This window comes from Clostridium carboxidivorans P7, from assembly GCF_001038625.1.
GTDB lineage: Bacteria > Bacillota > Clostridia > Clostridiales > Clostridiaceae > Clostridium_AM > Clostridium_AM carboxidivorans.
This window is the reverse complement of the sequence record NZ_CP011803.1, coordinates 3,620,974-3,645,447: the sequence shown is the minus strand read 5'-3', so window position 1 is coordinate 3,645,447 and position 24,474 is coordinate 3,620,974. Positions and strand designations below refer to the sequence as shown.

The window sequence follows — 24,474 nt, the reverse complement described above, 5'->3', positions numbered from 1 at the left end:
TAATATGGGTTTTTTTGGAATATCTAGAGATATGGGAATTGATTTAGGAACAGCTAATACTTTGATATATGTTAAAGGAAAAGGTGTAGTACTTAGTGAACCTTCAGTTGTAGCAATAAATAGTGATGTTAAGAAAGTTCTTGCTGTTGGAGAAGAAGCAAAGCAGATGATAGGAAGAACTCCAGGAAATATAGTAGCAATAAGACCATTAAAAGATGGAGTAATAGCTGATTTTGATGTTACTCAGACTATGCTTAGAAAATTCATAGAAAAAGTAAGCCCTAAGTCTGCGTTTACAAGCCCTAGAATAGTTATATGTTTTCCTTCAGGAGTTACTGAAGTTGAAAAAAGAGCAATAGATGAAGCTACAAAGCAGGCAGGTGCTAGAGAAGTTCTACTTATGGAAGAACCAATGGCTGCTGCAATAGGAGCAGGACTTCCAGTAAATGAACCAACTGGAAGTATGATAGTAGACATTGGAGGGGGTACTACTGAGGTTGCAGTAATATCACTTGGAGGTATTGTTACAAGTAAATCTCTAAGAGTAGCTGGAGATGAACTAGATCAGGCTATTATAAGCTATATTAAGAAGGAATATAGTCTTATGATAGGAGAAAGAACAGCTGAAAATGTTAAAATAACTTTAGGTTCAGCTTTTGATATTGGAGAAGAGGAAACAATGGAAATAAGAGGAAGAGATTTAATATCAGGACTTCCTAAGGTTGTAAATATTACTGAAAGCGAAGTAAGAGATGCATTAAGCGAACCAGTAGCTCAAATAATAGATTCTATTAAAACTACATTAGAAAAAACACCACCAGAACTTGCTTCTGATATTATGGACAAAGGAATTATGCTTGCAGGTGGCGGTGCAATGCTTAAAGGATTAGACCAACTTATAAATAAAGAAACTCATATGCCTGTTCATATAGCAGAATCTCCTCTTGATTGTGTTGCACTTGGTGCTGGAAAAGCATTAGATACTATTGATAAAATAATAGCTAGTAGAAAATAGTATATATAAGTTATGAAGATTTTTAGAAATAAACTGGCGGTAGCTATTGTAGTACTGTCAGTTACATTTTTAGTTTTAATTTCACAAAGTATCAAGAGAGATAAAATGTTTTTTTTGGGTAATGGCATAGGTTTTACTTTTAATTCAGTTCAAGGTGGTATATATAACTTTAATAGTAAAATAAAACAATCGGTGAGTTTTATTTTTAGTTTTTCTAGTGTAAAAAAAGAAAATGAAGATTTAAAAAAGAAAAATAACGAATTAGAAAGCAAACTTATAGAATATGATTCAATTAAAAGTCAAAATACAGAATTAAAAAATATGCTCAATTTTAAAGAGCAAAATTCAGATTATAATTATATAGGCTGTGACATAATAGGAAAAAGTGGAAATGGAATGTTGGATCAGTTTTATATAAACAAGGGAAGTAAGGATGGTATAGAAAAGCAGCGTATAGCTATAACAGCAGAAGGATTAGTAGGTCAGGTAACTTCTGTAGGTAGTAATTGGGCTATCATTCAAACATTAGGCAATGAAAATATTGCAGTAAGTGGTATCGTGGAGAGTACTAATGAAAATGGTATAGTTAGAGGGTATAAAGATACTAATAATAGATTGCTTGCAAAATTATATTACCTTCCTCAAGATTCTAAGATAAAAGTTGGAGATGCAATTGTAACGTCTGGTGCTACAACTGACGATATAGGGAATTATCCTAAGGGTATCAGGATAGGTTCTGTAACGGAAATAGAAGATGATAAGGGTAAGGTAATGAAAAATGCTGTAATTAAACCTTATGTTGATTTTAATAAACTTGAGAAAGTTCTTATAGTTGTACCTAAAAACAAAATAGATGTGAAACAATAAGGTGATATAAAATGAGAAAAATATTAGTTCTATTTCTTTTATCAATTTTATTTTTCATGTTAGATAATGTAGTTATGCCATTTTTAGCTATTAGAACCATATATCCTAGCTTACTTTTAGTATTCTGTATATGTTATTCTATTGTAAATGGGAAATGGGAAGGTTTATGGCTCGGAGTCTTTTGTGGTATACTTCAGGATTCATATTTTATAAATGGGTTTGGAGTAAATACATTTACTAATATGATTATATGTGTAATAGCAGGATTCATAGGTGAAAATATATTTAAGGAAAAGAGTATGATTCCTATAGGATCGTGTTTTTTATTAACTCTTTTGAAAGGGTTAATGTTGGTTTCAATATTATACTTAAATAAAATATATACAGATATAAGCAGTATATTTTTTATAAGTCTTTATGCTATGGTTATAAGTATTATAATGTATAAGAGAATTTACAGACTGTGTGAAAAGCAATATATGCAGCGAAGATGGAAGTTTTAGAGGAATGGTGATTTAATGGAAGGTAAGAAAGAAAGAAAGTTTACTCGTTATACTGCTTTAATAGTAATCATGGTAATTATATTTACTGCTATTGCTGGAAGACTATTTTTTCTTCAAATTCTTGATGGTGAATCATATAGTGAAAAAGCAAATAACAAGTCCATAAGAGAGATACCAGAAGCTGCACCAAGAGGAAAAATTTTAGATAAAAATGGATCCATACTAGCTTCAAGTAATTTAATTTATATTTTAGCTTACAATCAAACAGATGAAAGTGACAAGCACTTTTTTGATACTATGAGTAAGGTGTTTGATGTTCTTGATAAAAATGGAGAAACTCAAAAAGATGATTTTGAACTTAAAGTAAATCCATATAGTTTTCAGTTTAGAGGCGATGATGACAAAACTAAAAGGATGCTTGAAATAAAGTTTAAAACAGATAGAGGGTTTGCAGACGAAATAAAAAATAAGCTATATAAAAATAAAAAAGATAAGCTTACAGAGGCGGAAAAAGCAAAAGTTGATGAAGAACTTCTTAAAATAACACCAGAAGAAACCTTTAAGAAGCTTGTAAAGCAATATAAAATTGATGATAAAAAATACTCTGTAGATGAGCAGAGAAGATTTATGATAATAAAAGATACATTAAAAATGAATAGTTTTTCTGGATATAAGCCAGCAGTAGTTGCAACTAATATAAAAAAGGAGACCGCATTTAAATTTTATCAGATGTTAAATGAGTTTCCTGGTATAGATGTAACTACACAACCTATGAGAACTTATGAAAATGGAGAGTTAGCATCTGATGTTCTGGGATATATATCTAAAATAGATTCAAATGATGATAAATATACAGAAAAGGGTTATGACGCTAGCACAGATTATGTAGGTAAGTCTGGAATTGAAGGTACTTTTGAGGACAGGCTTAAGGGATCTAAAGGTGGAAAAATTGTAAAACTTAATAAGCAGGGAAGAATACTTGAGGAGCTTGGAAAAAGGGATCCTTATCCAGGTCAAACAATTCAACTTACTATAGATAAAGATGTTCAGGCAGCTACAGAAAAGGCATTAGATGACAGGATGAAATATTTAAGAGCAAATCCTGCTGAACAGCAGGGATCTTATACAGCTAATGCTACTAGAGGAGCAGCTGTAGCTATAGATGTAAATACTGGTGCTGTAGTAGCACTAGCCAGCAGACCAGGATTTGATCCAAATGCTTTTGCAGCACCAGGTGGACTATCTTCTGATTTATATAATACGTACTATCCTGATATAGCAGAAGCTGGTAAGCGGTATATTGAAAACATGGGTATTTCAGGTGGCAGTGAAGAAGATACATTAAATAAATTGTTTCCTGTAGATAAAAGCGTAAAAGGTAAAACAGTAAGACAGGATGCTAAAGATATATTACCAAAACCATTATTTAATTATGCAACTCAATCAAGATCTATGCCGGGATCTACTTTCAAAATGATGACAGCAATTGCAGGTCTTGAAAGTGGTGTAATAACTCCAGATTTTGGTGTTGATGATGAAATGTACTTTGATAAAGGTGGCGGAAAAGCTGGAAGAGTATATTTTACAAATGATGGACCAAATGGGTGGGTAGATTTAGCAAGAGCTATAGAAAAATCTAGTAACCCATATTTTATGACTGTAGGTAAAATGCTTAGAAATGCATATGGTGATGATATTCTTGCCAAATATGCATGGAAATTTGGCTTAGGAGCTGATCCAACTTCCAATTCTAAAAAATCTACAGGACTAGAGATACCAGAAGCCTTTGGACAAGTATTTAACAGTTGGTCTTTGAAAAATACTTATTCTCAAACGTATTTATGGACAACTATGGAGAAGCTAAAAGCTGGATCAGATGATAGAGGAAATAATTTTACATCTATAGATTTGTACGATAGAGATGGAGATTCAAGTAAGGTTAAGAGTATAAAAAGTGACATAAAGAAGCAGATACAAAGTGCCATAAAGGATGGCGATAAAGCTTTTAACAAGGATACTTATAAGAGTTTAATTAATAATTTAGTACAGGAAGATCCGCAATATAAGGATAAAAATGTAAGTGACAAGGAAATGAAGTCCATAATAAACGCCATTTATTATGTAGCAGTTTCAGATGCTAACAGCCAGATTAGGGCAGGATTTAGTATGTATGATGCTTCTATAGGACAAGGTATAAATGCATTTACTCCAGTTCAAATAGCGAACTATATTGCAACTATTGCTAACGGTGGAACAAGATATAGTGTTCATCTTGTAGATAAGTTTTTAGATGCTAATGGGAAACTAATTGAGCAGGTTAAACCTGAAGTTGCCGAAAAAACAGGTGTTAAGCAGGAAACTTTAGATGCAGTTAAAGCTGGAATGAATGCAGTTAATGAAAAAGGTACTGCAGCAGAGGCATTTAAAGGTTTCACTATACCAACAGCAGGAAAAACAGGTACAGCTACTATAGCTAATGATCAAGAAAGCTTTGGAAGAACAGATACAGCAGTATATGTTGGATTTGCACCTTCAGATAAACCTCAAATAGCTGTATGTGTTATGTTGTATGATGGTGGCCATGGTAGTGGAGCAGCTTATGTTGCAAGAAGTATGTATGAATCATATTTCAAAGTAGGCAGCAGTAATACTTCGAAAACCGACACATCTGCACAAAATTAAAATAATATTAAATGAATAAAAGATATATACAATCAAAACAATGATTGTATATATCTTTTTTATTTTTAGTTTAAAAGCAACTTAATACCTTATATTGAATTATTATGAATATTGTGGTATTAATTATATATAATAGAATTTTTGGGAATGGTGATTTCATGGAGGATAACAAAGAAAGAAAATTTACTCGTTATACTGCTTTAATAGTAATTATGATAATTATATTTACTGCTATTGCTGGAAGACTATTTTTTCTTCAAATTCTTGAAGGTGAATTCTACAGTGAAAAAGCAAATAATAAGTCCATAAGGGAAATACCAGAGGCTGCACCAAGGGGAAATATTTTAGATAAAAATGGCTCGGTATTAGCCAAAAGTGTTCAAACTTATACGTTAGTTTATAATCAAACAGATGAAAGCGATAAACATTTTTTTGATACTATGAGTAAGGTATTTGATATTCTCGATAAAAGTGGAGAAAACCAAAAAGATGATTTTGAACTTAAGATAAATCCATATAGTTTTCAGTTTAGGGGTGATGATGACAAAACTAAAAGAGCACTTGAAATAAAGTTTAAAACAGATAGAGGCTTTGCAGATAAAATGAAAAATAAGCTATATAAAAATAAAAAAGATAAGCTTACAGAGGCAGAAAAAGCAAAAGTTGATGAGGAACTTCTTAAAATAACACCAGAAGAAACCTTTAAGAAGCTCGTGGAGCTATATAAAATTGACGATAAAAAATACTCTGTAGATGAGCAGAGAAGATTTATGATAATAAAAGATACATTAAAAATGAATACTTTTTCTGTATATAAACCAGCAGTAGTTGCAACTAATATAAAGCAGGAAACTGCATTTAAATTTTATCAAATGTTAAATGTGTTGCCTGGTATAGATGTAACTAGAGAACCTATGAGAAGCTATCCAAATGGAGAATTAGCATCTGCTGTTTTAGGATATATATCTAAAATAGGTTCAAATGATGATAAGTATACGGAAAAAGGATATGATGTTAGTACAGATTATATAGGTCAATCTGGAATTGAAGGTGCTTTTGAGGACAGGCTTAAGGGATCTAAAGGTGGAGAAATTGCAAAACTTAACAAACAAGGAAGAAAAATTGAGGAACTTGGAAAAAGAGATCCTTATCCAGGACAAACTATACAGCTTACAATAGATAAAGATGTACAAAAAGCTACAGAAGATGCATTAGATCAAAAGATGAAGGAACTCAGGGAGAATCCTTCACAGGGCAGCTCTTATACAGTTAATGCTACAAGAGGAGCAGCTGTAGCTATAGATGTAAATACTGGTGCTGTAATAGCACTAGTCAGCAAACCAGGTTTTGATCCTAATGCTTTTGCAGCACCAGGTGGATTATCTTCCGATCTTTATAAACAGTATTATCCAGATGTAGCTGATGAAGGAAAAAACTACATTGAAAGAATGGGTATCGCAGGAGAAAATGAAGAAGACACATTAAATAAATTGTTTCCTGTGGATACAAGTGTAAAAGGCAAAACAATAAGAAAGGATCTTAAAGATACGTTACCAAAGCCATTATTTAATTATGCTACTCAATCAAGATCTATGCCAGGATCTACTTTCAAAATGATGACAGCAATTGCAGGTCTTGAAACTGGAGTAATAAATCCAGATTTTGGTGTAGATGATGAAATGTACTTTGATAAAGGTGGCGGAGAGGCTGGAAGAGTATATTTTAGAGATGATGGTGCAAATGGGTGGGTAGATTTAGCAAGGGCTATAGAAAAATCCAGTAATCCATATTTTATGACTGTAGGTAAAATGCTTAGAAATGCATATGATGATGATATTCTTGCTAAATATGCATGGAGATTTGGATTAGGAGCAGATCCTACTTCTAATTCTAAAAAATCTACAGGATTAGAAATACCAGAAGCCTTTGGCCAAGTATTTAATCTTTGGTCTTTAAAAAATAGTTATGCCCAAACATATTTGTGGAAAACTGAGGAAGTATTAAAAGCTGGATCAGATGATAAAGGAAATAAGTGTACTTCTATAGATATATATGATAGAGATGGAGATTCAAGTAAGGTTAAAAAAATAAAAAGTGATATAAAGACTCAGATACAGAACTCAATAAAGGATGGAGATAAAGCTTTTAGTAAGGATACTTATACAAGTTTAATTAACAATTTAATACAAGAAGATCATCAGTATAAGGATAAAAATATAAGTGATAAAGAAATAAAAGCTGTAGTAAATATTATTTATAATGTAACAGTTTCTGATGCCAACAGCCAGATTAGAGCAGGATTTAGTATGTATGATGCTTCCATAGGACAAGGCATAGATGCATTTACTCCAGTTCAATTAGCAAACTATATTGCAACTATTGCTAATGGTGGAACAAGATATAGTGTGCATATTGTAGATAAGTTTTTAGATGCTGATGGAAAGCTAATTGAGCAGGTTAAGCCTGAAGTTGCAGAAAAAACAGGGGTTAAAAAGGAAACTTTGGATGCAGTTAAAGCTGGAATGAATGCAGTTAATGAAAAGGGTACTGCAGCAGAGGCATTTAAAGGTTTCACTATACAGACAGCAGGAAAAACAGGTACAGCAACTATATCAAATGATGCTCAAAGCTTTGGAAGAACAGATACAGCAGTTTATGTTGGATTTGCACCTTCAGATACCCCTAAAATAGCTGTATGTGTTATGATATATGATGGCGGTCATGGTAGTGGAGCAGCTTATGTTGCAAGAAGTATGTATGAAGCATATTTCAAAACAAGCAGTAATAATACTAATAGCAATAACAATAATAATTAGTAGTTTAAGCAGTATATCTATTCAAAATTAAAATAGAGTTAATAGTTATAAAAAGACATATACAAGGAGAAATACTTGTATATGTCTTTTGTTCTATTAAAAATTACCAGGAATTTAATTATTAACATTGAAGCATTATACATATTAGGATATTTATATATTCATGTATTAATAGCTTTGTAAAATTTAAAAGAATGGTGATTTTATGAAAGAGAAAAAAGAAAGAAGATTTACTCGTTATAGTGCATTGATATTGATTATGATAATTATATTTACTGCTATTTCTTCAAAGTTATTTACTTTGCAAGTTTTCAATAGTGAAACATATAGAGAAAAAGCAAGTGTTAAGTCATTAAGGGAAATACCAGAGGTTGCACCAAGGGGAAATATTTTAGATAAAAATGGTTTACCACTGGCATTAAATACTCAAACCTACATTTTAGTTTATAATCAAACAGAGGAAAGTGATAAATACTTTTTTGATACCATGAGTAAAGTATTTAATATTCTTGATAAAAATGGAGAAACCCAAAAAGATGATTTTGAACTTAAAGTAAATCCATTTACCTTTGAATTTAGAGGTGATGATGATAAAACTAAAAGAACACTTGAAGTAAGATTTAAAAAAGACAGGGGATTTGCAGATGAAATAAAGAATAAATTATATAAAGATAAGAAGGGGAAGCTTACATATGAGGAAAAAGCAAAAGTTGATGAAGAGCTACTAAATATAACTCCAAAAGAAACCTTTAACAAGCTTGTGAAGAGGTATGGAATTGATGATAAAAAATATTCTATAGATGAACAGAGAAGGTTTATGATAATAAAAGATGAGTTGAAAATGAATAGTTTTTTAGGATATAGACCAGTAGTAGTTGCAAACAATATAAAGAAGGATACTGCATTTAAATTTATTCAAATGTTAAATAATTTTCCTGGCATGGATGTAACTACACGACCTATGAGAATTTATCCCAATGGAGAATTAGCATCTGGAGTTTTAGGATATATATCTAAGATGGATTCAAGTAATGATAAATGTTCAGAAAAGGGATATGACATTAGCTCGGATTATGTAGGTAAGTCTGGAATTGAAAGTGCCTTTGAAGATAGACTTAAGGGATCTAAAGGTGGAAAAATTGTAAAGCTTAATAAATATGGGAGAATAATTGAGGAACTTGGAAGTAGAGATCCTTATCCAGGTCAAACAATTCAACTCACCATAGATAAAGATGTTCAGGCTGCTACAGAAAAGGCATTAGATGGAAGAATGAAATATTTAAGAGAGAATCCTCTTGAACAACAAGGTTCTAATACAATTAATGCTACCAGGGCAGCAGCTGTGGCTATAGATGTAAATACTGGTGCTGTAATAGCATTAGCCAGCAGACCAGGATTTGATCCAAATGCTTTTGCAGCACCAGGTGGATTATCTTCTGAGCTTTATAAAAAGTATTATCCTGATATAAATGAATTTGCAAAGCAGTATATTGAAAGAATAGGGCTTATGAGTTATTTTCCAGAACAAAGTGAAGAAGATGTGTTAAATAAGTTATTTCCTATAGATACAAGTGTAAAAGGTAAAATTGCAAGAGTAGATATCCATGATGTGTGTCCAAAGCCTTTATTCAACTATGCTACTCAGTCAAGAGTACCTCCAGGATCTACATTTAAACCTATGACAGCAATTGCAGGTCTTGAAAGTGGAGTAATAACCCCAAACTATGGAGTAGATGATACAGGAGAATATGATATAGGAGGAGGTCATGTTATACAGTTTAAATTAGATGGTGCCAATGGATGGGTTAATTTAACACGAGCTATAGAAAAGTCTAGTAATCCATATTTTATGCATTTAGCTAAACTTTTAAGAAATGCTTTTGGTGATGATTCATTAGCCAAATATGCTTGGAAATTTGGATTGGGAATTGATCCTAATTCCAATGTAAAACCAGCAACAGGAATAGAGATATCAGAAGCTTTTGGTCAAGTATTTAATAGTTGGTCACAAAAAAATCAGTATGCACAAACATATTTGTGGAAAATCATGCAGCAGTTAAAAGCTGGAGTAGATGATAGAGGAAAAAGCATCACAGCTATAGATTTATATGATAGAAGTGGAGATTCTGATAAAGTTAAAAAATTAAAAAATGATATAAAGAAACAAATACAAAATTCAATAAAGGATGGAGATAAAGCTTTTAATACTAATACTTATAAAAATCTAATTAATAATTTGATAGAGGAGGATCCTAAATATAAAGGTGCTAATATAACTAAAGGTCAAATCAACTCTATAATAAGCAATATTTACTATATAGCAGTTTCAGATGCTTATAGTCAAACTAAAATAGGAGCACCTATGTATTTTGCTTCCATTGGTCAAGGCATGGATGAATTTACTCCTGTGCAACTAGCAAATTACATTGCAACTATAGCTAATGGGGGAACCAGATACAGTGTACATCTTGTAGATAAATTTTTAGATCCTGATGGAAGGGTAATTGAACAGGTTAAACCTGAAGTTGTAGAAAGAACAGGGATTAAACCTGAAAATATAGAAGCTATAAAAGCAGGAATGAAGGCTGTTAACGAAAAAGGTACTGCATCACAAGCATTTAAAGGATTTAATATAAGGACAGCAGGAAAGACTGGTACAGCTAGCTTGAATGATCAAGAAACATTCGGAAGGACAGATTTTGCCGTATATGTTGGGTTTGCACCTTTAGAAAATCCTAAAATAGCTGTATGTGTTATGGTATTTGATGGAGGCCAAGGAGCTAGTTCTGCTTATGTAGCAAAAGACATTTTTGAAGCATATTTTAATAAAACAAGTTGAATATGTAATTAAAAGGTATATATAAGGAAAAAATGCTTGTATATATCTTTTTTTTAAAATAAAATTGACTTAGTTAGAAGGATTTAAAATTTTAATGTTGAAATATTACATTGATGTGACTTGGAGATTTATGGAGGTCTAATATGGGAGATAATAGTCTTATAATTAAAGGCAATAGAGATGGAATAAATGCAATCATTAATATGAATAAGTTTAAAGATTTCGACGATATGCTCGAAAATTTAACAGAGAGGTTGTCGAAAGGTAAAATTTTTTATAAAGGGTGTACTTTAAAAATAACCACTGAACTTAAGTATATAACTGAAAAAGACTTTAGAAAATTAAAGGATGTTTTATTTGAAGAATTTTTAATAAAAGATTGTATTATGGAAGATAAAGACGAAAAAAGTAGTAAAGTTTTTTCAGGAATTTATGAAGGACGTACAAAATTTTTGAGACGTACTGTAAGAAGTGGTCAAATTATAAATTACCCAGGAAATATAGTTATAATTGGAGATGTAAATGCAGGCTCTGAAATATATGCAGACGGAAACATAATAGTTTTAGGTGCATTAAAAGGCTATGCTCATGCAGGATTTGGAGGTAATTCTAAAGCTATTGTAGCAGCTTTTTATCTTCAGCCTGAAATACTTCAAATTGCAAATGTAATGACCAGATCTCCAGAAGGCAGTGATAAACCTCAATATCCAGAGGTTGCTAGAGTAAAAGGAGGGACAATAATTGTAGAACCATATTTACCTAATAAGTTTATATAAAGGTTTGTTATTAAATGATAACTTGTAATTTTAAATTAGTTAATGGAGGTAGTGTAAATGGGAGAAGCTATTGTAGTAACATCAGGCAAAGGTGGAGTAGGTAAAACTACTACTACAGCTAATATTGGAACAGGACTTGCATCATTAGGTAAAAGTGTTGTGGTAGTTGATGGGGATACAGGTCTTAGAAATCTTGATGTTTTAATGGGACTTGAAAATAGAATAGTATTTACGTTGTTAGACGTAATAGAAGATAAGTGCAAATTAAAACAAGCTCTTATTAGAGATAAAAGATTACCAAATTTATATCTTTTACCAACAGCCCAAACTAGAGATAAGGATGATATAAGCACAAATCAAATGGTTAAATTAATAACAGAATTAAAACAAGAATTTGATTATGTTATCATAGATTGCCCTGCTGGAATTGAGCAGGGATTTGAAAATTCTGTAGTTAGCGCAGATAGAGCACTAATTGTAGTAAATCCAGAAGTTACATCTGTAAGGGACTCAGATAGAGTTATTGGAAAATTAGATGCTAAAGGATTGGAAAATCATCAACTCATAGTGAATAGAATAAATTATGATATGGTTAAGAATGGAAATATGTTGGATGTAAATGATATCTTAGATAGTTTAGCTATAGAACTTATAGGAGTAGTTCCAGATGATAGAAATATAACTGTTTCGACTAATAAGGGGGAGCCTATAGTTTTAGATGATAAGGCTTCAGCAGGACAAGCATTTAGAAATATAGCAAAAAGAATAGTAGGAGAAAAGGTACCTTTTATGGATTTGAGTGATAACCAAGAAGGTTTCTTTTCAGGAATTAAAAAGTTATTTGGTATTAAGTAGGAGGGTATTAAAATGGATTTATTTAAAATGTTTTCGTCGAAACCTTCCTCAAAAGATGTAGCTAAAGAGAGATTAAAATTGATTCTAATACATGATAGATCCAGTATATCTCCAGAAGTACTTGAGTCAATAAAAGAAGATATACTTAAAGTATTATCTAAATATATGGAAATAGATAACGGTGAAATAGATGTAAAAATGACTAAAATGGAGGAGCTTGAAGGGGATTCACCAGCTTTAATTGCAAGCATACCGGTAAAAAGAATGAAGGTTGACAAATAAGCCATATATAAACTATATGTTAAAGAATTAAAATATGAATAGATTTTTTTTTAGTGTGTGGTATAATCATATTTATTGGAGGTAGAAAACATGCTAGAAAAAGTTACCTTGGATAGAAGGCTTTTAAAAGAATTAGATTTTGTATCGATTATTACAGTAATACTTATAGTGTTATTTAGTTGCGTGAATATTTATAGTGCTACTCGTTTAAAATTTGGATATTTTTTTTTAAAACATCAACTGATGTGGTTGGCAGCAGGGTTGATACTAATATATATAATACTTCTATTTGATTATGTCATTATTGAAAATTATGCTGGTATAATTTATTGGTTTGGAGTATTTTTATTAGTATTAAATGATACCATATTTAAGTCAACTGTTAATGGAGCAGCTTCTTGGTTACAAATAGGAGGAGTGCAGTTAATGCAGCCTTCGGAATTTGCAAAATTAGGAATGATTATAATGCTGGCAAAGCAGTTGGACGTTATGGAAGGAAAAATAAATGATGTAAAGAACTTCTTAAAGTTAGCGGTTTATGCTATAATTCCTATGCTTTTAATAATAAAACAACCTGATATGGGTATGACTATGGTATGTTTCTTTATTGTACTTGGAATGTTTTTTGTAGCAGGCTTGAATTTAAAAGTAATAGTAGGTGGCCTTGTAAGCTTAGTAGGACTTGTTGCTATTGTTTGGAATTCACCTTTAATGGAAGAATATTGGAAAACAAGATTAACGTCATTTATAACTTCACAATCAGATGATTTGGGATCAGGATTTCAGGTTGGTCAATCATTAATAGGAATAGGCTCTGGTGGAATTTGGGGAAAAGGATTTTTAAAAGGTACTCAAGTAGCAGGAGGATATATTCCAGAACAGCATACAGATTTCATATTTTCAGCACTAGGAGAAGAATGGGGACTTGTTGGTGCTTTAGTACTTTTATTGTTGTATGGTATATTGATATATAAATTTATAAATATAGCGAGAAACTCAAAGGACAGGTTTGGTTCTATGATATGTGTAGGAATTGTATCTTCGCTGTTATTTTCCATATATCAAAACATAGGGATGACAATAAAAATAGCACCTATAACTGGAATTGCTCTTCAGTTTATGAGTTATGGTGGTAGTTCAATGCTGACCAGTTTTATGGGATTAGCACTGGTTTTAAATGTAGGGATGAGAAGGAAAAAAATTAACTTTTAGGGGGATGTATTATGAAAATTGCTTTCATTGCACATGATAAGAAAAAAGATGATATGGTAGAATTTGTTAAAAGGTACAAGGATGTGTTTAAGGATCATGAATTATTTGGGACAGGCACTACAGGAAGAATTATATCTGAGGTTGTAGGGCTAAAGGTGCATAGATTCCTTTCAGGACCTTTAGGTGGTGATCAGCAAATCGGTGCTAGAGTTGCTGAAGGAAATATGGATTTTATAATCTTTCTAAGAGATCCTCTTACAGCACAACCTCATGAACCTGATGTTTCAGCATTACTTAGAATATGTGATGTTCACTGTATTCCACTTGCTACTAACGTAGGTTCAGCAGAAGTTTTTGTAAAAGCACTTAAGGCACATGTATTTGAAGAATAAAAAAGTAAAATTATAAAAAACCTTAACTATAATTAGTTGGGGTTTTTATTTTTTACCCATACCATATATAGATATAAGAAATATGTATGCAGCTATCATAAAAGAAGGTACCAAGAAGTATATATATATTAAGTGCTTTATCACAGTACTTAATATGTTTAAAATTGGGGGAACATTGGGATATGGGAAGTTATAATTCTCAATATGAAAACTATTATAATTCTTTAAAAAAGAGAAGCAGAGCTACATATTTACCTAATTATAAGAATACTTTTATATCTGATAAAGGAGAAAAGAAAACCTCAAACTATTGGACTAGAAGAATTATTAGAGAATTAATAGGAGTATTTGTACTTTTTATTTTCGTTATAATGTGTAAAGCTGTAAATAATACTAGGACGGTGTCAGCATATAATTATTCTAAATCTATAATAAATGAAAATTACAATTATAAAGATATTTTAAATAGAAGTAAAAGCTTTGATTTTAAAAAACTTCAAGATAGTATAATTAATAGGATTGAAAATATTAGAAGTAAGCTCACGGGAACAGATATGGTACAGGATAAAATAAGAAAAGAATTTATTATACCAGTAGAAGGAACTGAAACTTCTGCTTTTGGTTATAGAAAAGATCCAATAACTAAAGAAAATAAGTTTCACTCAGGAATAGATTTGGATGCAAAAGTAGGTACATCGGTTAAAGCTTCTTATGATGGAGTAGTAAGGGAATGTGGTGAAGATTCTGAGAATGGTAAGTATATTTTAATTGATCATAAGAATGGAGTTGAAACTAAATATTGTCATTTAAGTGAGGCACTTGTAAAAAAAGAAGATGTGGTCAAGAAAAGTCAGGTTATAGCCAAAAGTGGAAATACAGGCAAATCTACTGGACCACATCTTCATTTTGAGCTTTTATATATGGGAGAGAATAAAAATCCCAATGACTATTTTAATAAATTAGGTAATTAATTTGCAGGGGTAATTGCGTGATTAGAGTAAATAAGTATTTCATTCCTTATGTTATATTTTTAATTATTGTAGGTTATAAAGGAAATCTTATATATGCTTTTTTTATTGTTATAATTCATGAAGCTGTTCATTATTTAACTGCTAAGCATTATAATTTTTCAGGTTTTGATATAGAACTAATAGCTTTTGGAGCCTCGATTAAATTTAAAGAATTAGATGATGCATCTCCAAAGGAGGATTTGATTATATCTTTGTCAGGTCCCTTATCCAATTTTGTATTAGCTGCAATTCTTTACTATATAAATACAATAGTACACTGTGATGAAATTTATATGTTGTTCGCAGGAAATATAGCTATAGGTATTTTCAATCTCATACCTGCTTTTCCTTTAGATGGAGGCAGGATATTAAGAGATATACTGTATTTTAAATTTTCATATAAAAAAGCAAACAGAATTATGATAAATATAAGTACTGTAATAGGTGCTTTTCTTATGTTCTTTTATATAGTACTATTTTTTAAAGGATTTAATAATTTTAATATTGGAATCATAGGGTTATTTATAATAATATCGTCATTTAAAGAAAAAGAAAGGATATCATATATAATTATGGGAGATATTATAAAAAAGAAATATAAATTTATAAATAAAGGTTATATAGAAAGTAAAAATATTTGTGTATATTATAAGAAAGATTTGCTAACTGTTATGGGCCTGTTTGATAAAAATAAATATAATATGTTTACCATTTTAGATAATGAAATGAAAGTTGTTGATATAGTTTACGAAGAAGATGTAATAGATGGACTTAAATTGCACGGTAATATAACTTTAGAAGAATTTATGAAAATTCACGAGTAAAATATAAATTTATATTTTAAATTTATATTTTGTTATGTTAGAATATCAAGTGATAACACAAGAGGAGGATTATTAATGAATAGAATTTCTGATGATATATTATTTAAGGTTGAAAAGCCCGCTCGTTATATAGGAGGAGAACTTAATTCCTATAATAAAGATAAAAATGAAGTAGATATTAGATTTGCATTCTGCTTTCCTGATGTATATGAAGTTGGTATGTCTCATCTTGGTATGAGAATTCTTTACTATACACTTAATGAAAGAAAAGATACATTTTGTGAAAGAGTATTTGCACCTTGGGTAGACATGGAAAAACTTATGAGGGAAAATAATATACCTCTATATACACTAGAGACTAAGGACCCTATAAAGGATTTTGATTTTATAGGATTTACTCTTCAGTATGAAATGAGTTATACAAATATATTAAATATGATTGATTTAGCAGGTATTCCTATTAGAGCCTCAGAAAGAGGAGAAGAAGATCCTATAATTATGTGCGGAGGTCCTTGCGCATACAATCCAGAACCCCTTTATGACATAGCAGATTTCTTTGCTATGGGCGAAGGGGAAGAGCAAATGGATGAGATCATGGATTTGTACAAAAAGTATAAGGGTAAGAAGCAGAAAAAGGAATTCTTAAGAGAACTTTCACATATAGAAGGTATCTATGTACCATCACTTTACAGTGTAGAATATAAAGAAGATGGAACTATTAAAGAATTTAAACCTTTGTATGATGATGTACCAGAAAAAGTAAAGAAGAGAATAATAAAGAATTTTAATGATGTTAAGTATCCAGATAAATTTATTGTTCCATATACAGATATAGTACATGACAGAATAATGCTTGAAACTTTCAGAGGATGCAGCAGAGGATGTAGATTCTGTCAGGCGGGCATGATATATAGACCTATAAGAGAAAAAACAACAGATAAATTAATGGAACTTGCAGAAAAGCTTATAAAATCCACAGGCTATTCAGAGCTTTCGCTAACTTCTTTAAGTATATGTGATTATTCAAATATACAAGGCTTAATACATATGCTTGTAGAAAAATATGAAAAGGATAGAGTAGGAGTATCACTTCCATCTCTTAGAATAGATTCATTTTTTGTAGATATGATAAATCAAATACAAAAGGTTAGAAAAACAGGTTTAACTTTTGCACCAGAAGCTGGAACTCAGAGAATGAGAGATGTTATAAATAAGGGTGTAACAGAACAAAATCTAATGGAATCATCAAGAAGTGCTTTTGAATCAGGCTGGTCTACTATAAAATTATACTTTATGTTAGGACTTCCTTATGAAACTATGGAAGATGTAAAAGGTATTGCTGATTTATCACAAAAGGTAGTAGATCAATATTTTGGTGTACCAAAGGAAAAGAGAAAGAAAGGCTTAAGAGTAACAGTAAGTACTGCAATATTTGTACCTAAGCCATTTACTCCATTCCAATGGGCTCCACAGATAAGAATGGAAGACGTAAGGGAAGAAATAGGTGCTTTAAGATCAGAAATAAAGAGCAGAAACATTGTGTATAATTGGCATGAAAGCCCTGTTAGCTATTTAGAGGCTATATTTGCAAGAGGAGATAGAAGGGTTTGTGATGTTTTAATTAAAGCCTTTGAAAAAGGTGCTAAATTTGATGGATGGTCAGAATACTTTAACTTTGATACCTGGATGGAAGCATTTGAAGAATGTAATGTAGATGGCGATTTTTATGCTTACAGACAGAGAGAATATGATGAAGTACTTCCTTGGGACTTTATAGATGTTGGAGTAAATAAAGAATTCTTAATAAGAGAAAATGAAAAGGCTAAAAAAGGAGAAGTAACTCCAGACTGCAGACAGGGATGTTATAATTGTGGAGTAAATGTTAATTTAGAAGGGAAGTGCTTTGATAATGCATTATTTAATAAAGTTCAGTAAAGAAAGTAATATAAAATTCATAGGACATTTGGATTTTATGAGAACTATTCAAAGAATGATTGAAAGATCAGAGCTTTCTGCAGAATATTCTAAAGGCTTTAATCCACATGTAAATATGTCTATAGCACAACCCCTAGCTGTTGGAGTGTATTCTTCTGGAGATTATATGGATTTGATGCTGGAAGAAACAGCTGAAAATATAATAGTAGAAAAATTAAATGAAGTTGCTCCAAGTGGCATAAAGGTTTTTGATGCTGTAAAAATACAGGATATTGAAAACAAAAAAATATTTAAATCAATGGCAGTTATAGATGCAGCAAAGTATACAATACGTATAAAGTATAAAAATGTAGAGTCATTAAATGAGCAAATGGAGAAATTACTAAATTCAAAAGAGTGGAATACTATAAAGAAAAGCAAAAGCGGAGAAGCAGAAGTAGATATAAAAACTATGATTAAAGAATTTAATTATAAAATAGAAGATAATGTTTTAATTATAGAAACTCTTATAGCTTGCGGAAGCAGACAAAATTTATCTGCAGAGCTTTTAGCAAAATACATTCAAGAAAATACAAAAGAGGCCAATATGGAAGCTTTTGTAGATATAAAAAGAGAAGAAATGTATGCTGAATCAGAAGGAAAATTAGTGCCATTGTATCAATTTGCAAGGGAAAGAGAAGCATAATTAACTTTTGCATTTAAATAAAAAGGTGGAATTAACTTGAAGGATATATTTATAGAGAGGCAAAACAATCTTTTAAGAATAGCTATAAAGGAAAATGATATTTTAAAGGAATGTTTTATAGAAGAGGAAACCGGAGAACCTTATCCTGGAGAAATATATAAGGGTGTTGTTAAAAATATTGTACCTGCTATAAAATGTGCATTTGTGGATATTGGACATAAAAAAAATGTGTATATTTATTTAGATAATAAATTTAAAAATACAAAACTAAAAAAAGGTCAGGAGCTCTTAGTTCAAGTAATAAAAGAGGATTTGGGAAATAAGGGAGCCAAAGTTACCAATGTTATAAGTATACCAGGTAAATACTGTGTATTGATGACTATGAATAAGGAAGTAACTTTTTCAAGAAAAATACAAGATGGGCTTTTAAAGCAAAGCATGGCAGAACAATTAAAAAAACCTAATGATGTAGGAATAATGATAAGAACTGAAGGCGCAAATGCTTCCATAGATGATATAAATAAAGAGATATCAAAACTTTACAGTATATATAATAATATAAATAATGAAGCAAAATACTTTAATAAATTTGGTCTATTATTTGATAATGGAGGAATTTTAGGAAGGGTTTTGAGAGATAGGTTAAATAATAATTGTAAGGTATATGCAAATACTGAAGAAGACGTTCAATACATAAATGAATTTTTAGCAGATTCTCTGTATGGGAAGGTATCAGTAAAACTTTATGATGATAATAGAACTTTATTTGATTATTATGGTATTGAAAGGGAAATATTGAGCCTTAGAAATAATAGGGTTTATTTAAAATGTGGAGGATACATTGTTATTGATAGAACAGAAGCTATGTATGTTATAGATGTAAACTCAGGGAAAAATGTAAAAAGCAGTTCTATAGAAAAAACAGCATATATTACTAATTACCAGGCAGCCGAAGAAATTGCAAGACAGATAGAGCTTAGAAATTTAAGTGGTATTATAGTTATAGATTTCATAGATATGGATAATGAACAAAATAGGGAAAAAATAATGCAAAAGCTTCAAGAAGGCTTTAGAGATGATAAAAACAAAACAGTAATTTATCCATTTACAGAGCTTAATTTAGTGCAGATAGCTAGAAGAAGATCAGGAAAATCTATATATGATTATCTAGAAGAAAATTGTGAATTGTGCGGTGGTAAAGGAAAAAAATTAAGATTTTCATATGTATGTATGCTCATAAAAAATGAAATTTTTAAAATAGATGAGCAAAGAGACATAAAAGATATACACATAGAAATAGATGAAATTTATGCTGATAATATAAAAGGAGATGTACTTACATTTGTAAAAAACATAAATGCACTGGATAAGAGTATTTATGTTACCTATAGAAGAGATGAACATTTTAAGGTAGAACCTTTAATTTTTGCAAATCAAATAGAAAGTCTAGAGATGTTTAGAATTTATGAATAAAAAACTTTACAAATATAAATACATGTGTTAGAATGGCATTTGTAGGCCGCACTGAGAAGGTTATTAAATTACAATAATAGGTAATAAACTTAGATATTGTATACCTTAAATGGCGAGACTGGATTGAGGAGGTGTATTTTAATGTATGCAGTTGTAGTTACTGGAGGAAAACAGTATAAAGTTTCTGAAGGAGACGTTATATACGTTGAAAAATTAGATGCTGAAGTTGAATCAACAGTTGAACTTGACAACATTCTTGTTGTAAATAAAGAAAACGGAGAAACAGTTTTCGGAAAACCATCAGTTGATGGAGCTAAAGTTACAGCTAAAGTTGTAGCTCAAGGAAAAGCTAAAAAGGTTCTTGTTTTCAAGTATAAGAGAAAGAAAGACTATAGAAAGAAACAAGGACATAGACAGCCTTATACTAAGCTTCAAATTGAAAAAATTAATGCTTAATTAGTTATGATTAGCATAAATTTTTCAAAAAAAGAGAATAACTTAGTTTCTATGAAAGCTAGTGGTCATGCAGGATTTGATGAATATGGAAAAGATATAGTTTGCAGTGCAGTTTCTGCATTAAGTGTAGCCATACTTAATGGTATAACTGATGTAATGCACTTTAAGCCTGATTTTCATATAGATGAAGATGGATTTTTAAGCATAAGCATTGAAAATTTACATATAGAACAAATTAAAGCATGCCAAGTATTAATGGAAACCTTATTGTTAGGTTTGCAAAATATTGAAATTAACTATGGTGAATATATAAATGTAAAAGTAGAGGAGGTGTAGTAGAATGATACTAATTAACCTTCAGTTATTTGCTCATAAAAAAGGAGTAGGTAGCTCAAGAAACGGTAGAGACAGTGAATCTAAAAGACTTGGAACTAAATGTGCTGACGGACAGTTTGTTCTTGCTGGAAACATATTAGTTAGACAAAGAGGAACAAAGATTCATCCAGGAAATAACGTAGGCATAGGCGGAGATGATACTCTTTTTGCTAAAATCGACGGAGTTGTTAAGTACGAAAGAGTTGGAAAAGACAAGAAAAAAGCTAGCGTGTATCCTGTAGATGTTGAAGAAATCGTAGCAGCAGAATAATTTAAAAATAAGGCACCCTTTATGAGGGTGCTTTTTTAAAACTTTAATTAGCTAATAAATGGTTTAATTTGGAATGGATAAAAGTATTTATTGATAGAAATATATAAAGAATATAAGTATAAAAATCAACATTAAGTGTAAAATTTGATATGAAATTTTTAATATATATTATAATTAAAAGTGTAATTTAGTTAATAATATATTTAGTGACTTTGATAATAGCATTAAAGATGTTTATATATATTTAGTTATGGACTAGAAAAAGTTTATTACAATTTGGCTTAGAATAAGTTTTTTTATAGTACTAAGCAGTTAATGTTAGGTAAAAAAGGGAGATGAATTTAGTGTTTGTAGATACAGCAAAAATATTTATTAAATCTGGAGATGGTGGAGATGGTGCAAGTACTTTTAGAAGAGAAAAGTATATAGCACTTGGAGGTCCTGATGGTGGCGATGGAGGCAAAGGTGGAAATGTAGTTTTAGTAGCAGATCCTAATATGACTACTCTTTTAGATTTTGCATATAAAAGGAAGTACAAAGCAGAACCAGGAGGCAATGGAAGTGGGTCTAAATGCTTTGGTAAGGATGGAGAAACATTATATATAAAGGTTCCTATGGGAACTGTAGTAAGGGATGCAGAAACAAGCAAAATAATGGCAGATTTATCTCATAAAGAAGATAAATATGTAGTTGCTAAAGGCGGTAGAGGCGGTAGAGGAAATATTAGATTTACTACTCCTACAAGACAGGCACCTGATTTTGCTGAGCCAGGAATGCCAGGAGAAGAGAGATGGATAACATTAGAGCTTAAAATTCTTGCTGATGTTGGTTTGCTTGGATTCCCTAATGTAGGAAAGTCTACTTTGCTATCTGTAGTATCAAAGGCTAGACCTAAAATTGCAAATTACCATTTTACAACTTTGAATCCTAATCTTGGAGTAGTTAATATGTCTGGTATACCTAGTTTTGTAATGGCAGATATTCCTGGTATAATAGAGGGAGCTTCAGAAGGTGTAGGACTAGGAATAAAGTTTTTAAGACACATAGAAAGAACAAGGCTTCTAATACATGTGGTAGATATATCTGGAGTTGAAGGAAGAGATCCTTTTGAAGATTTTTTAAAGATAAATGAAGAACTTAAAAAGTATAGCGTAAAGCTTTGGGATAGACCGCAGATAATAGCTGCAAATAAAGCTGATATGCTTTATGATGATGAGGTATTTGAAAATTTCAAGAAAAAGGTTAAGGAACTTGGCTATGATAAGGTATTTAAAATATCAGCTGCAACTAATAAAGGCGTAGAAGAGCTTATAAAGGAAGCTGCGAGAGTATTAAGTACTATACCAGTTACAGAGATTGAAATAAGCGAAGATGAGAAATTTGTACCAGAGGAAAAGAAATTTACTTACACTATAAGAAAACAAGATGACACATATATTGTTGAAGGAAGTTTTGTGGATAGACTTCTAGCAAGTGTAAATGTAAATGATTCTGATGATTTAAGATATTTCCATAAGGTATTAAAAAATAAGGGAGTACTTGATGAATTAAGAGCAATGGGTATTGAAGACGGTAATTTAGTAAGACTTAATGATTTTGAATTTGAATATTTATTATAATTTTGGAGGTTACAAATGATTACAAGTAAGCAGAGAAGTTATTTAAGATCTTTGGCAAATAATATGAGTCCAATATTTCAGGTGGGAAAAGAAGGTATAGAGGATAACTTTTTAAAACAAGTACAGGATGCTTTAGAAGCAAGAGAAATTATAAAAATATCTGTGTTAAATAATAGCGGAATCGATGCTAGAGAAGCTTCAGATATGATTTGTGAAGAATTAGGTTGTGAAGGAATTCAAGCCATAGGAAATAAGTTAGTATTATATAAAAGATCAAGTAAAAAGCCTAAAATAGAACTTCCTTAGTAATTAAGTATAAGTCAGTGACCTATATAATATGTTTAGGAGAAGGTATATATGATAAAAAAAGCTATTTTTGGAGGAACTTTTGATCCTATTCATAATGGACATCTGCATATAGCTTATGAAGCATTATATAAGTTAAACTTAGATAAAATTATATTTATGCCATCAGGCAATCCGCCACATAAATTGAATAAAAATATTACAGAAGCTTTTTTAAGATATGAAATGGTAAAAACGGCCATAAGAAATGAAGATAACTTTGATGTGAGTGATTATGAAATAAATAGAGACAATTTGAGTTATACATATCAGACACTGGAACATTTCACTAATTTGGAAAAGGAAACTAAGTGGTATTTTATAACTGGCGTTGATTGTCTTATGGATATTGAAAATTGGAAAAATACTGAGGAAATACTTAATCTATGTACTTTTGTGGTTTTTAATAGAACTGGCTATAGTATAGAAAGTGTGTTGAAGAAGAAAATTTCAATTGAAAAGAAGTGTAATAATAAAATTGTTTTTTTAGATATACCTTTGCTTGAAATTTCTTCTACAAACATAAGAAAACATATAAAAGAAGGAAGAAAAGTAAGTCATTTAATGCCTGAAAGTGTGTGCTATATTATAGAACAACTTGGACTATATAAATGATTTAATGCATAATAGTTATTTGGAGTGATGTAACGTGTGGAATGAGCAGGAAATCGAAAATTATCTAATACAGAATCTTAAACCTAAAAGATATGAACATAGTTTAAGTGTAAGAGATACATCTATAAAATTAGCAAAGTTGTATAATGAAGATATAGAAAAAGCAAAAATTGCAGGTCTTGTTCATGATTGTGCTAAAAATATGAGTGATGAAAAAATTTTAGACATAGCTGTAAATTATAATTTACAAATTGATGAAATATTTAAGGAAAGTCCTCAATTGCTTCATGGAGCAGTTGCTGCTGTAATAGCCAAAGAAAAAATGGGAATTGAAGATGAAGATATATTAAATGCTGTAGCTTATCATACCACTGGAAGAAAAAATATGAGTCAATTGGAAAAGATAATATACTTGGCTGATTATGTGGAACCCTTAAGGGATTTTCCAGGAGTAGAAGAGTTGAGAAAAATATCTTATGAAAATTTAGATAAAGCTTTATTAATGTCTTTTAACAATACCATAAAATTTGTGCTAGAAAAGGGACAACTTATTCATTTAAATACCATAGAAGGTAGGAATTTCATAATTTTACAGCTAAAAATAAATAAATAGTTTATATAATTATT

23 protein-coding genes are annotated in these 24,474 nt (G+C 30.7%); all 23 read left to right on the top strand.

Translation table 11 applies throughout. From position 1 onward, the window contains the following. Positions 1 to 4: 4 nt before the first annotated feature. Complete coding sequence (locus tag Ccar_RS16000; protein ID WP_007063280.1) at positions 5 to 1,015, top strand: rod shape-determining protein; 1,011 nt, start codon at positions 5 to 7, stop codon at positions 1,013 to 1,015. A 12-nt stretch (positions 1,016 to 1,027) separates the two neighbouring features. Beyond that, complete coding sequence (mreC, locus tag Ccar_RS15995; RefSeq protein ID WP_048030159.1) at positions 1,028 to 1,882, top strand: rod shape-determining protein MreC; 855 nt, start codon at positions 1,028 to 1,030, stop codon at positions 1,880 to 1,882. A gap of 11 nt (positions 1,883 to 1,893) precedes the next feature. Continuing rightward, positions 1,894 to 2,385: a rod shape-determining protein MreD gene (mreD, locus tag Ccar_RS15990; RefSeq protein ID WP_007062764.1), complete on the top strand. Its 492-nt coding sequence runs from the start codon at positions 1,894 to 1,896 to the stop codon at positions 2,383 to 2,385. 15 nt (positions 2,386 to 2,400) lie between these two features. Beyond that, positions 2,401 to 5,067: a penicillin-binding transpeptidase domain-containing protein gene (locus Ccar_RS15985; protein ID WP_007062765.1), complete on the top strand. Its 2,667-nt coding sequence runs from the start codon at positions 2,401 to 2,403 to the stop codon at positions 5,065 to 5,067. 158 nt (positions 5,068 to 5,225) lie between these two features. Further along, the gene (locus tag Ccar_RS15980) at positions 5,226 to 7,883 is read left to right on the top strand and encodes a penicillin-binding transpeptidase domain-containing protein (protein WP_035774991.1); all 2,658 of its coding nucleotides are present in this window, start codon (positions 5,226 to 5,228) and stop codon (positions 7,881 to 7,883) included. A 205-nt stretch (positions 7,884 to 8,088) separates the two neighbouring features. After that, positions 8,089 to 10,722: a penicillin-binding transpeptidase domain-containing protein gene (locus tag Ccar_RS15975; RefSeq protein WP_007062767.1), complete on the top strand. Its 2,634-nt coding sequence runs from the start codon at positions 8,089 to 8,091 to the stop codon at positions 10,720 to 10,722. A 143-nt stretch (positions 10,723 to 10,865) separates the two neighbouring features. Then, entirely contained in the window at positions 10,866 to 11,498 is a 633-nt protein-coding gene (gene minC / locus Ccar_RS15970; RefSeq protein WP_048030157.1) for a septum site-determining protein MinC, read from the top strand. A 57-nt stretch (positions 11,499 to 11,555) separates the two neighbouring features. Next, positions 11,556 to 12,353 carry a septum site-determining protein MinD gene (minD, locus tag Ccar_RS15965; RefSeq protein WP_007062770.1) on the top strand — a complete coding sequence of 266 codons (798 nt, stop codon included), beginning with the start codon at positions 11,556 to 11,558 and terminating at the stop codon, positions 12,351 to 12,353. Between the two features lie 12 nt (positions 12,354 to 12,365). After that, positions 12,366 to 12,635: a cell division topological specificity factor MinE gene (gene minE, locus Ccar_RS15960; protein WP_007062771.1), complete on the top strand. Its 270-nt coding sequence runs from the start codon at positions 12,366 to 12,368 to the stop codon at positions 12,633 to 12,635. Between the two features lie 90 nt (positions 12,636 to 12,725). After that, the gene (gene rodA, locus Ccar_RS15955; protein WP_007062772.1) at positions 12,726 to 13,847 is read left to right on the top strand and encodes a rod shape-determining protein RodA; all 1,122 of its coding nucleotides are present in this window, start codon (positions 12,726 to 12,728) and stop codon (positions 13,845 to 13,847) included. 11 nt (positions 13,848 to 13,858) lie between these two features. Beyond that, positions 13,859 to 14,239 carry a methylglyoxal synthase gene (mgsA, locus tag Ccar_RS15950; RefSeq protein ID WP_007062773.1) on the top strand — a complete coding sequence of 127 codons (381 nt, stop codon included), beginning with the start codon at positions 13,859 to 13,861 and terminating at the stop codon, positions 14,237 to 14,239. Between the two features lie 182 nt (positions 14,240 to 14,421). Then, the gene (locus Ccar_RS15945) at positions 14,422 to 15,210 is read left to right on the top strand and encodes a M23 family metallopeptidase (protein WP_007062774.1); all 789 of its coding nucleotides are present in this window, start codon (positions 14,422 to 14,424) and stop codon (positions 15,208 to 15,210) included. Positions 15,211 to 15,227: 17 nt separating this feature from the next. Further along, positions 15,228 to 16,073, top strand: a complete 846-nt coding sequence (locus Ccar_RS15940) for a M50 family metallopeptidase (protein ID WP_048030155.1) — start codon at positions 15,228 to 15,230, stop codon at positions 16,071 to 16,073. Between the two features lie 75 nt (positions 16,074 to 16,148). Next, a complete protein-coding gene (locus tag Ccar_RS15935; protein WP_007062777.1) occupies positions 16,149 to 18,008 on the top strand; it encodes a TIGR03960 family B12-binding radical SAM protein in 1,860 nt (619 codons plus the stop codon). After that, entirely contained in the window at positions 17,983 to 18,693 is a 711-nt protein-coding gene (locus Ccar_RS15930) for a TIGR03936 family radical SAM-associated protein (RefSeq protein WP_035774998.1), read from the top strand. Before Ccar_RS15935 ends, Ccar_RS15930 begins: the two co-directional genes overlap by 26 nt. Before the next feature lie 36 nt (positions 18,694 to 18,729). Continuing rightward, positions 18,730 to 20,166 carry an Rne/Rng family ribonuclease gene (locus tag Ccar_RS15925; RefSeq protein ID WP_048030153.1) on the top strand — a complete coding sequence of 479 codons (1,437 nt, stop codon included), beginning with the start codon at positions 18,730 to 18,732 and terminating at the stop codon, positions 20,164 to 20,166. A 141-nt stretch (positions 20,167 to 20,307) separates the two neighbouring features. Then, a complete protein-coding gene (rplU, locus tag Ccar_RS15920) occupies positions 20,308 to 20,622 on the top strand; it encodes a 50S ribosomal protein L21 (protein WP_007062781.1) in 315 nt (104 codons plus the stop codon). A gap of 6 nt (positions 20,623 to 20,628) precedes the next feature. Further along, positions 20,629 to 20,958, top strand: coding sequence for a ribosomal-processing cysteine protease Prp (locus Ccar_RS15915; protein ID WP_007062782.1), 330 nt, complete (start codon positions 20,629 to 20,631; stop codon positions 20,956 to 20,958). 4 nt (positions 20,959 to 20,962) lie between these two features. Beyond that, complete coding sequence (gene rpmA / locus Ccar_RS15910) at positions 20,963 to 21,268, top strand: 50S ribosomal protein L27 (protein WP_007062783.1); 306 nt, start codon at positions 20,963 to 20,965, stop codon at positions 21,266 to 21,268. A gap of 344 nt (positions 21,269 to 21,612) precedes the next feature. Continuing rightward, the gene (gene obgE / locus Ccar_RS15905) at positions 21,613 to 22,887 is read left to right on the top strand and encodes a GTPase ObgE (protein ID WP_007062784.1); all 1,275 of its coding nucleotides are present in this window, start codon (positions 21,613 to 21,615) and stop codon (positions 22,885 to 22,887) included. A gap of 15 nt (positions 22,888 to 22,902) precedes the next feature. Then, positions 22,903 to 23,193 (top strand): ribosome assembly RNA-binding protein YhbY, encoded by a 291-nt coding sequence (gene yhbY, locus Ccar_RS15900; RefSeq protein ID WP_007062785.1) that lies wholly within the window; start codon positions 22,903 to 22,905, stop codon positions 23,191 to 23,193. Positions 23,194 to 23,244: 51 nt separating this feature from the next. Further along, positions 23,245 to 23,847 carry a nicotinate-nucleotide adenylyltransferase gene (gene nadD, locus Ccar_RS15895; protein ID WP_007062786.1) on the top strand — a complete coding sequence of 201 codons (603 nt, stop codon included), beginning with the start codon at positions 23,245 to 23,247 and terminating at the stop codon, positions 23,845 to 23,847. 34 nt (positions 23,848 to 23,881) lie between these two features. Further along, a complete protein-coding gene (gene yqeK, locus Ccar_RS15890) occupies positions 23,882 to 24,460 on the top strand; it encodes a bis(5'-nucleosyl)-tetraphosphatase (symmetrical) YqeK (RefSeq protein ID WP_007062787.1) in 579 nt (192 codons plus the stop codon). The last annotated feature ends 14 nt before the right edge of the window (positions 24,461 to 24,474 follow it).

Excerpts from the sequence above, each read along its gene's own strand:
- Ccar_RS15935 (WP_007062777.1), top strand. The coding sequence starts at position 16,149 with ATGAATAGAATTTCTGATGATATATTATTTAAGGTTGAAAAGCCCGCT.
- mgsA (WP_007062773.1), top strand. The coding sequence starts at position 13,859 with ATGAAAATTGCTTTCATTGCACATGATAAGAAAAAAGATGATATGGTA.
- minE (WP_007062771.1), top strand. The coding sequence starts at position 12,366 with ATGGATTTATTTAAAATGTTTTCGTCGAAACCTTCCTCAAAAGATGTA.
- Ccar_RS15915 (WP_007062782.1), top strand. The coding sequence starts at position 20,629 with ATGATTAGCATAAATTTTTCAAAAAAAGAGAATAACTTAGTTTCTATG.
- minD (WP_007062770.1), top strand. The coding sequence starts at position 11,556 with ATGGGAGAAGCTATTGTAGTAACATCAGGCAAAGGTGGAGTAGGTAAA.
- rplU (WP_007062781.1), top strand. The coding sequence starts at position 20,308 with ATGTATGCAGTTGTAGTTACTGGAGGAAAACAGTATAAAGTTTCTGAA.
- Ccar_RS15930 (WP_035774998.1), top strand. The coding sequence starts at position 17,983 with ATGCATTATTTAATAAAGTTCAGTAAAGAAAGTAATATAAAATTCATA.
- mreD (WP_007062764.1), top strand. The coding sequence starts at position 1,894 with ATGAGAAAAATATTAGTTCTATTTCTTTTATCAATTTTATTTTTCATG.
- Ccar_RS15985 (WP_007062765.1), top strand. The coding sequence starts at position 2,401 with ATGGAAGGTAAGAAAGAAAGAAAGTTTACTCGTTATACTGCTTTAATA.
- rodA (WP_007062772.1), top strand. The coding sequence starts at position 12,726 with ATGCTAGAAAAAGTTACCTTGGATAGAAGGCTTTTAAAAGAATTAGAT.
- nadD (WP_007062786.1), top strand. The coding sequence starts at position 23,245 with ATGATAAAAAAAGCTATTTTTGGAGGAACTTTTGATCCTATTCATAAT.
- Ccar_RS16000 (WP_007063280.1), top strand. The coding sequence starts at position 5 with ATGGGTTTTTTTGGAATATCTAGAGATATGGGAATTGATTTAGGAACA.
- mreC (WP_048030159.1), top strand. The coding sequence starts at position 1,028 with ATGAAGATTTTTAGAAATAAACTGGCGGTAGCTATTGTAGTACTGTCA.
- Ccar_RS15975 (WP_007062767.1), top strand. The coding sequence starts at position 8,089 with ATGAAAGAGAAAAAAGAAAGAAGATTTACTCGTTATAGTGCATTGATA.
- minC (WP_048030157.1), top strand. The coding sequence starts at position 10,866 with ATGGGAGATAATAGTCTTATAATTAAAGGCAATAGAGATGGAATAAAT.
- Ccar_RS15980 (WP_035774991.1), top strand. The coding sequence starts at position 5,226 with ATGGAGGATAACAAAGAAAGAAAATTTACTCGTTATACTGCTTTAATA.
- rpmA (WP_007062783.1), top strand. The coding sequence starts at position 20,963 with ATGATACTAATTAACCTTCAGTTATTTGCTCATAAAAAAGGAGTAGGT.
- yhbY (WP_007062785.1), top strand. The coding sequence starts at position 22,903 with ATGATTACAAGTAAGCAGAGAAGTTATTTAAGATCTTTGGCAAATAAT.
- Ccar_RS15945 (WP_007062774.1), top strand. The coding sequence starts at position 14,422 with ATGGGAAGTTATAATTCTCAATATGAAAACTATTATAATTCTTTAAAA.